The organism is Burkholderia sp. Nafp2/4-1b, assembly GCF_003635165.1.
Taxonomy (GTDB): domain Bacteria; phylum Pseudomonadota; class Gammaproteobacteria; order Burkholderiales; family Burkholderiaceae; genus Burkholderia.
The window spans coordinates 1-7890 of record NZ_ML058637.1 but is presented as its reverse complement, the minus strand read 5'-3'; the positions used below and the strand labels follow the sequence as shown (position 1 = coordinate 7890).

Sequence of the window (7890 nt, the reverse complement as noted above, 5' to 3'; positions counted from 1 at the left end):
CGTCGTTAAAAGACCGCATACAATTGGAGCTCTGCATACACGGTGTCCTCGATCAGCGGCACACGGTGATGGTTCACCAGCTTTGCCAGGCGTTCTTTGGCACCGAGAGGCATCGTGCAACCCAACGGGTTGTGCACGGTGGGCATTGCTACCAAGGCGCGGATCCGCCTCGAGCGTAGCAGTTGTTCTACCGCGTCGACATCAAGGCCATTTCTTGGATGTGTCCGGATTTCAATGGCGTTTAGCCCGAGGCTGGACAATAGCGGGTAAAGGTTGAAGTACGATGGCGCCTCTATACCGACATGGTCCCCGGGGCGCGTGCATGCTCTGAGTGCCAGTTGAAGCGCTTCCACCGCGCCGTGGGTAAGAACTATGTTCTCGGCGGAAAGGTGCATGCCTAGTCGTTGGCCTCTCCGTGCAATCTGTCCGCGTAGTAGTTCCGATCCCGGGGGCAATGCGTAGGTCGACACGATCCCGCTGTGGCGGCAAAGAACCGACCTCGTCAATCTTGCCAGGCGCTCGCTTGGATAGAATTTTTTTCCGCTGGGGCCTGCAAACGCGAGATCGACGTGGCCGGGGCGGCGCTGGGCACTCAGTACCGTCGCCATGAGGTCCTCTTGAGCACCCTTTGTCGCGACGCTCGGCGCGGTACGCGATGCCTGTTGCGGCTCGGGCAGGTCGCTGCAAACGTAAAATCCGGACTGTGGCCGCGCTACGATGAGGCCGCGATCTTCAAGAAGCCGATACGCAGCGGTCACGGTGTTGAGGCTCAGCGCACGCCGCGCGGCGCATTCGCGCAACGACGATAAGCTGGCCCCCGCCGGGAGGCGGCCGGATGTTATGGCCTCTGTCAGTTCGTCGGCCAAGGTCTGATAGAGCGGGCTTTTAGAGTTGGCTCTTCCCATCACGGTCATCCATTGGGGACGGTGGCTGAATTTTGAAAACTGTACCCATTCGATTCTGCCGGAACTGGGTCTGTTTCCATCAGTAGCATAACATTAGGATGTCCCTGATGGCCCAATGGACGAGCGGCCCCTCGTATGCGTTGGCGCCCCTACTTCAGGACCCTGTTGCCGCTGTTCAATTCATCTGGCTGGACTCGTTCAGCGTCATCGCCGCCGTCACAGCCTCAAGCAAATCACGAGAGTCGCATTTTTCGAGGAATACCCATGTCGAATGTCCCTTTCAAGCAGGTCGACGTCTTTACCAACGTGCGGTTCAAGGGCAACCCCGTCGCGGTAGTGTTACGTGCGGACGGACTCACCAGCGAACAGATGCAGCAGATCGCGAACTGGACCAATCTTTCCGAAACGACATTTGTCATTCCGAAAAGCAATGTAGACGCCGACTACCGCGTGCGTATCTTCACGCCAGGCGGAGAACTGCCGTTCGCTGGCCATCCGACGATCGGTACGGCGCATGCATTGCTGGAAGCTGGCATGATCGAGGCTCGCGATGGGAACCTGGTTCAGGAATGCGGCGCGGGTCTGATTAAGCTTAAGGTGACCCACGAGGACGGCGAACGGTGGATTTCATTTGATCTGCCTGCGCCAGCTGTAGCCCCGCTGGACGACACGCAGCGTACCGAGCTCGAAGCGATTCTGGGTACGCCGTTGAAGCCCGAATTCAATCCGTGCCTGATCGATGTCGGTGCGCGCTGGATCGTTGCCCAGTTGCCCGATGCTCGTGCGGTGCTGTCGACCCAGCCGGACCTGTCCCGAATGAAAGTCCAGGACATCAACGCGAAAGCGACCGGCGTCGTTATTTTTGGCGAGTATGAAAGCCCGGATCGCGCTCGGATCGAGGTTCGCGCATTTGCGCCTGCCGTGGGCGTCAGCGAGGATCCGGTGTGTGGAAGCGGGAATGGCAGTGTTGGCGTCTTTATCCGACATACGGGGCAAGCTGCGCATTTCGGTAGCGAATTCTTATCCTCGCAGGGAGCAAAAGTGGGGCGAGCAGGCTTACTCCGACTCGCGGTGAGCGAAAATTCCATTCGTGTGGGTGGGGTCGCAGTGACATGTATCGACGGGCTGTTGTCGACCTGACGGATCCGCCCTGAAGTTGATGCGTACCCGCCATAAGCGGGCACGCATCGCGAATGTTAGAAAGGTTTCGAATAAATGAAACGTTGGGTGACGTGTATTAAAAACTCAAGAGACGGAAACAGCAGCTCGCAAGGCAAGTACGCAGCCGAGGGGATCCGATGAGTCTCGAGTCCGTGAAAAAATTTCTCGCTGACAAGGCCAACGACCTGTCGGTGATTGAGCTCAGCGAAAGCACTGCCACGGTGCAGCTTGCCGCGAATGCGCTTGGTGTTGAGCCAGGGCAGATCGCCAAGACACTCTCAATGCGGATCAATGATGACGTCATCGTGATCGTGGCGCGAGGCGACGCGCGTCTGGACAACAGGAAGTTCAAGGAACGGTTCGGCGTCAAGGCGAAGATGCTCGATGCAGCCGACGTCGAGGCGCGCACCGGTCACCCTGTAGGCGGCGTTTGTCCGTTCGCTCTACCGGACGCGGTCTCAGTCTATTGTGACGTGTCGCTGAAGGCATATGACGAAGTAATCCCAGCAGGGGGAGCGCCCAACGCCGCCGTTCGGGTCAGTCCAATGCGCATGGCAGATCTAGTCAACGCTCAGTGGATCAATGTCACGCAGTCTTAACGTTGGTCTTCGATCGCTTCGGTTAGCGCCGTCTAACAACAAATGACCAAGCGCTAGCGGTCCGCTTAGTGAGGCATCGTCGGCTCGAGAGCGACGTAGATGGAGTTAGGTCTGAGAGGAAGACCTGCGGTTGTTCGCGGAGCCAGTCAGGGGCATGGGCGAGGGTGCGCACTGACTCCGGCCAGAGAGGGAGTGAACCTTGTCCTCGCCGCCCGGCAATCGGAGCCGCCTGAGCGCCGCGCGTGACGCGCTTTCCAGCACCCACGACATAAGGTAGCTCCGACGCAAGGTTGGTTAGGTTTGCATTTTGAGTGATCGGGTTACTTGTGTATGCATCACGTCGACCGCGACTGAACGCTTGGAGCGCTTGCTCCGCACAAGTGCCACTTCCAGTTCCGGCAGTTCCGGCAAACCGTTGCGCGTATCCAGTACCTTAAGGCCAGGAGGCACACAGCAGCGCGTGATGGCAGCTACCGCCATCCCACTTTCCGCGGCGGCAAGTTGGCCCAGGACGTTCGGACTGTTATAGACGACCCGATAGTCTCGCTGCTTGGCCGAGATGGCGGTAATTACCGCCGAGCGCAGGCGCCCGTCGATGCCGTGTACCGCGATGGGGAGTGGATCTCGCTTCCAGACTTCGTGCTGCTCGGACGCGACCCAAATCAGGCTCTCTCGAAACAGCAGCTCCCCGCGGTTCGGCGTGTCGCGGGTCATGACCGCCAGATCGACTTCCCCGCGTTCCAGCCTGGCCAGAAGCGCGATAGATGGCTCGCACAGCAAGGTCACTTCTACGTCGTTGAATCTGCTCGAGAACGTGCGGAGCACCGGGGCGAGATACGCCTGTGCATAGTCATCGGGTACGCCAATGCTGACGCGGCCCGATACGCTTCCGCCGTGCATAGCCACGAGCGCATTGGAATGAAGCTCCAGCATCTTGCGCGCATAGCCCAGCAAGTCGAATCCAGCTGGGGTCAGCGACATTTGTTGTCTCGTCCCGCGATTCAGCAGCGGTCGACCAATGCTTTCTTCGAGCTTCTTGAGCTGCATGCTGACTGCGGACTGTGAGCGGAAGACCTGCCGTGCTGCAGCTGTCACCGAGCCGGTATCAACAACCGCAATGAAGGCCCTCAACCAGTCAATTTGGAGGTCTTTCTGGAGCATGGATGGATCGCCACCATTTATTCGATAAGCGAAATTATCACATCAAAATTATTCGCTTGATTGAATCATCGGGGCTGCACAGAATTCAGATGTGTGACGCCCGCGCTGGGGTTGAATCATCCTCGCATGTGTCGCAATCCTAATTTTTCAGTACCCAACCACTCAGGGTCTTAGCAATGGGAAACACCTCAGTAGTAGCTGGCGTGACGGTACACAAGTCGACGCATGCACTTGGCGCAGTCGAACGGCAGGCGGTCATCGAAAGCAAGCCGCCGTTTGGCAGCGCATTCACCGACCACATGGCGATTGCGAAATATACGCCCGAGAAAGGCTGGCACGACTGCTCCGTGGTTGCCTTTGCGCCTTTCGAGATGCACCCGGCTTCGGCAGTGCTCCATTATGGGCAGGCTATATTCGAGGGCCTCAAGGCCTATGCGACTCCGGATGGCGGCATCACCTTGTTCCGACCGTCAATGAACGCCCACCGCTTCGCCGCGAGCGCCACGCGGATGGGGATGCCACCCTTGTCGGAAGAGATGTTCCTTAGCGCCCTCAAGGCGCTGGTCAATGTCGAGCGTGACTGGGTGCCGCGAGGACCGGGGGCAAGCCTGTATCTTCGGCCCATGATGTTTGCACGAGATCCAAGGTTGCTTACTAAGCCGTCGGAAACCTACACGTTTGCAGTCATTGCGAGTCCAGTGAGCGAGTATTTCTCCAAGGGGCTCGCGCCGGTTTCGGTCTGGATTTCAAAGAACTACATCCGCGCTGCCCGGGGCGGCACGGGGGAAGCCAAGTGCGCGGGCAACTATGCCGCCAGCTTTGCTGCGCAGGCTGAGGCGATGGTTAATGGTTGCGAACAAGTAGTCTGGCTCGACGCCATCGACCGCAAGACGATCGAGGAGATGGGCGGGATGAATCTTTACTTCGTCTTCAAGGACGGCGCAGGCCACAAGTTGGTGACGCCAAAGCCGACCGGTTCGTTGCTCAAGGGCGTGACGCGGGACAGTCTGCTGACGCTCGCCTTGGAGCTTGGTTACGCCGTTGAAGAACGCGTCATCGACGTGGATCAATGGCGGGACGGATGCCGAAGCGGGGAAATCACTGAAACCTTTGCGTGCGGGACCGCGGCGGTCATCGTTCCGGTGGGCCGAGCCAGAACTTCGGACGACGAGGACATTGTGGTCAACGGTGGTGAACCTGGGCCCGTTGCAACACAGCTTCGCGAGAACCTGCTTGGTATTCAGCATGGTCAGCGCAGCGATCCTTATGGGTGGACCGTTCGGGTGGTTTGAATTCCCAATCAACGTCGCTGGGTTGCTGGAATCGGCTGCCCAGCAATTTGCACGCGATCACTCGTGATTCACGACGGCCAGCGACCATAAGGTGCGGCTATACGTGACCACTGCGATTGCATATCGAAATAGAAGAAGAATTGATTGAGCTAATTCTGCAAGCTGGCCGTGGCGCACTGGAGGTTTGCTTTTACACGCTACTGCCGATCATGGTCGTAATGACGATCTTGTTACGCGTTCTTGAAGTAACGGGTCTCCTTGAATGGACCATCCGCGGCCTGACTCCAATTGCACGGCCATTTGGTCTAACCGGCCTTGGGGTTCTAGCCATGTTCCAAGTCAGCTTCGTCAGTTTTTTTGCGCCGCTGCCGACTCTAGCGCTTATGGAGCGCAGAGGCGCTTCTGATCGACATCTGGCCGCGGCGATGGCGGGTTCGTTAAGCATGGCTCCAGCCAATGTTCTTTTCCCCATGGCAGCAATGGGACTTGATGTGGCCACTACCTTGACAATTGCTGTCGTTGGAGGCCTTGTTGCCGCGTCTTGTACCTACTGGCTGTTTGGTGGCAGATTGTCGAATGTCTCTGAGTCGAACGCCGGGCAAGATCGCGAGGAAACCAGCAGATCGTCCCTGTTGAAAATCATCAATACCAGTGGCTCAGAAGCAGTCCACATGGTCCTCAATGTTATTCCAATGTTGTTGATCTCCATCGTTGTCGTTCTTCTTCTTCAGAAGATTGGCGTGACCGAAGCACTGGAAAACCTGCTAGCGCCAGCACTAACCTCCATCGGCATTGCACCCGGGTTGGTTCTGCCTAGTCTCGGTAAGTACGTGGGTGGGGTCAGCGCGTTTCTTGGCATTGCCCATGATGCTGCTTCCAAAGGGAAATTGGAGCCGGCCCTCATCAGTCTGGGCAGCGCCGGTTTTCTTCTTCATCCTCTTGACCTTCCTGGCGTCGCAGTGATGCTTTCAGCCGGACCACGCCTAGCAAAAAATGCCATGCCAGGAATAATCGGGGGCTGTATCGGAATTACCGTGCGCACGTTGTTGGGAATCTGGGTCGGTTAGGAAATCGACGGCATGGTACTACTCGGGCGCCCATGGCTGTAGATTTCGGTAATGGCGGTCAGTCGCTTCGTAGTCCGAGACGGTTTCTTCCAACGGTAGACGCTAGCACGTCCGGTTGAGGTAGCCGTGGGGGCGATACGATCGCCCCTGCAGGTCTCGATCAACGAGTAGAGCCTCGCACTTGGCTGCGTACCCTAGGCAACCAAGATGTGCTTTGTGAGAACGAGTGTAGCCCTGATACCGCATTCGTAGGCAAGCCGGCGAGGCCTTTCGCCTCAGGCTGGTTGCTTTACCGGTGAGTTGCCTCCTCGAGCAACCATTCGCGAAAGGCCGCCAGCCTCGGCAGTGCGGCGCACTCGGGCCGGTAAACAACGTAGTAGGCCAGCGCGGATGCGAATTTGATATCCGGGAACAGCCGCACCAGGCGGCCGCTGACCAAATCATCATGGGCCATAACGCTGCGCGCCAAGGCAACGCCGTGCCCCTCGATGGCCGCCTGCAAAACAGCCGCTGAGTTGTTGATTTGCATGCCGCGCGTGGGAGGGGCGTCGGTCACACCAGCTTTCTGCATCCAGGTCTCCCAAGTCGGAAAGCCCGCGTGGCCGTCCATCGACAAATCGTGGATCAGGGTTTCTCGGGCCAGATCGTTTGGGGTGCGCAGGCGCCAGTGCTGGCGCAGTAGCTCGGGTGAACAGACCGGGTAGACCTCTTCTTCCATCAGTTTGTCCGCTCTCAGACCTGGCCAGCTTCCCATGCCGTAGCGCACGCCGACATCGACCCGTTGTGCCACGAAATCCACCGACTTGTGGTTCGTGTCCAGGCGCACGTCCGTGTCCGGCCACGCGTTCTGGAACCGATCGATGCGCGGCAGGAGCCATTTTGCTGCAAAGGCTGGGCTGACAGTCACGGTGAGTACGCCGTTGGCCGAGCCTTCCCGCAGCCGTTCCAGACCCAACACCAGGCGATCGAAGCCAGCCCGGATGTCCGGCAATGCGCGCTCCGCCGCCTCCGTAGGGACGAGGCGCACCCGCCCGCCGGAACTCCGTAAAAAAAAGCGGCGTACCCAGCCACTCCTCGAGCGTCCGGACGAGTTGACCTACCGCTGCGGGCGTGACGTTCAGCTCGACCGCTGCCGCAGAGAAGCTCTGGTGGCGGGCGCTGGCTTCAAAGGCGCGCAGGGCATTCAGATGGATGGGTGATTTCATCGCGATAAAGTTTTTCTTTCATTGGCTGACACTTTATCTCGTTTGCGGGTAGATGCAAATAGGCGAAAAATTCCCCCTGAGTCGAAGGTCAGCACCTTGTCAGTCCCGACGGCATCGGAATGCTGCGATGCGGAGTTGGGTGAATAGTTTTTCTGCTAGAGGGGCGCTGGCGTCGATCGCGACCCGATCGGTGCGAAAGGTCGTAGCGGGCCGCACGGGGCCGACACCGGCATGAGCCGGCAGTCCCATTCGGGCTTTTCTTCTATCAAGACCTGTCGATTGGCAGGCGCAAAGAGAGGTTTAGAGATGAGCACCCAATTCAAGGGTAGGAAGCTGCTGGTTGTAGGCGGTACGAGCGGGATGGGGATGGAGTCGGCGCGCATGGTGCTGTCCGAGGGCGGCAGTGCGGTGATCGTTGGCCACCGTGCGGAGAAGACGGAGGAAGCGCGCAAGGAACTGGCGGCGCTGGGTCAGGTATCGGCGCTGACGGCGGATCTTTC

The 7890-nt window shown here is 58.6% G+C and carries 7 protein-coding genes and 1 pseudogene; 5 read left to right on the top strand and 3 right to left on the bottom strand.

The window, feature by feature from the left end:
* Positions 1 to 5 precede the first annotated feature (5 nt).
* Complete coding sequence (locus tag C7H84_RS33575) at positions 6 to 905, bottom strand: PLP-dependent aminotransferase family protein (RefSeq protein ID WP_121862843.1); 900 nt, start codon at positions 903 to 905, stop codon at positions 6 to 8.
* Positions 906 to 1169: 264 nt separating this feature from the next.
* Here C7H84_RS33575 and C7H84_RS33570 point away from each other — a divergent pair, with 264 nt between their 5' ends.
* The gene (locus C7H84_RS33570) at positions 1170 to 2045 is read left to right on the top strand and encodes a PhzF family phenazine biosynthesis protein (protein WP_121862842.1); all 876 of its coding nucleotides are present in this window, start codon (positions 1170 to 1172) and stop codon (positions 2043 to 2045) included.
* Between the two features lie 158 nt (positions 2046 to 2203).
* The gene (locus C7H84_RS33565; protein WP_121862841.1) at positions 2204 to 2665 is read left to right on the top strand and encodes a YbaK/EbsC family protein; all 462 of its coding nucleotides are present in this window, start codon (positions 2204 to 2206) and stop codon (positions 2663 to 2665) included.
* A gap of 294 nt (positions 2666 to 2959) precedes the next feature.
* On the opposite strand, the gene C7H84_RS33560 is transcribed toward C7H84_RS33565, so the two are convergent.
* A complete protein-coding gene (locus tag C7H84_RS33560; RefSeq protein ID WP_121862840.1) occupies positions 2960 to 3826 on the bottom strand; it encodes a LysR family transcriptional regulator in 867 nt (288 codons plus the stop codon).
* A 176-nt stretch (positions 3827 to 4002) separates the two neighbouring features.
* Between C7H84_RS33560 and C7H84_RS33555 the strand changes: the two genes are divergently transcribed.
* Together C7H84_RS33555 and C7H84_RS33550 are read left to right on the top strand one after the other, a co-directional pair.
* A complete protein-coding gene (locus tag C7H84_RS33555; protein WP_121862839.1) occupies positions 4003 to 5118 on the top strand; it encodes a branched-chain amino acid aminotransferase in 1116 nt (371 codons plus the stop codon).
* A gap of 116 nt (positions 5119 to 5234) precedes the next feature.
* Positions 5235 to 6185, top strand: a complete 951-nt coding sequence (locus C7H84_RS33550) for a nucleoside recognition domain-containing protein (RefSeq protein ID WP_162999460.1) — start codon at positions 5235 to 5237, stop codon at positions 6183 to 6185.
* Between the two features lie 289 nt (positions 6186 to 6474).
* On the opposite strand, the pseudogene gcvA reads toward C7H84_RS33550, so the two are convergent.
* A pseudogene (gene gcvA / locus C7H84_RS33545) lies at positions 6475 to 7390 on the bottom strand (transcriptional regulator GcvA).
* A 306-nt stretch (positions 7391 to 7696) separates the two neighbouring features.
* Between gcvA and C7H84_RS33540 the strand changes: the two are divergent.
* The coding region (locus C7H84_RS33540) for an SDR family NAD(P)-dependent oxidoreductase (RefSeq protein ID WP_121862844.1) at positions 7697 to 7890 on the top strand (194 nt) is incomplete at its 3' end.

What these genes read in the sequence shown, in the direction of transcription:
- C7H84_RS33575 (WP_121862843.1), bottom strand. Translation starts at nt 905, where the DNA reads ATGGGAAGAGCCAACTCTAAAAGCCCGCTCTATCAGACCTTGGCCGAC.
- C7H84_RS33565 (WP_121862841.1), top strand. Translation starts at nt 2,204, where the DNA reads ATGAGTCTCGAGTCCGTGAAAAAATTTCTCGCTGACAAGGCCAACGAC.
- C7H84_RS33560 (WP_121862840.1), bottom strand. Translation starts at nt 3,826, where the DNA reads ATGCTCCAGAAAGACCTCCAAATTGACTGGTTGAGGGCCTTCATTGCG.
- C7H84_RS33570 (WP_121862842.1), top strand. Translation starts at nt 1,170, where the DNA reads ATGTCGAATGTCCCTTTCAAGCAGGTCGACGTCTTTACCAACGTGCGG.
- C7H84_RS33555 (WP_121862839.1), top strand. Translation starts at nt 4,003, where the DNA reads ATGGGAAACACCTCAGTAGTAGCTGGCGTGACGGTACACAAGTCGACG.